Here is a 267-nt window from a genome sequence, read left to right on the forward strand (position 1 = left end):
CCTGCGGCGGATAGATCGAGGGGTCGCTCAGGATTTCATCGTCAATGTACTGCTCGGCCGATGCGTTCGCCGTCGGGTACCAGACGTAGTTGGTGTTCTGGGCCGCGATCTTCGGGCGCATGTTGAAGTTCAGCCACTTGTGCGCGGCGTCCGGGTGGGGCGCATCGGTCGGGATCGCCATGATGTCGAACCACTGCACCGTGCCTTCCTTGGGGATCGTATAGGAGATCTCGACCCCCTGGCCGGCTTCGTTTGCGCGTGCCTGGG

General features: G+C 62.9%; 1 protein-coding gene. It reads right to left on the bottom strand.

Translation table 11 applies throughout. The features are described 5' to 3' along the window. Window positions 1–267 (bottom strand): extracellular solute-binding protein (locus R0J92_RS23425; RefSeq protein ID WP_411053441.1); only part of this gene is annotated, 267 nt, incomplete at both ends.

The organism is Tritonibacter sp. SIMBA_163 (assembly GCF_046535935.1).
GTDB classification, from domain to species: Bacteria; Pseudomonadota; Alphaproteobacteria; order Rhodobacterales; family Rhodobacteraceae; genus Epibacterium; species Epibacterium scottomollicae.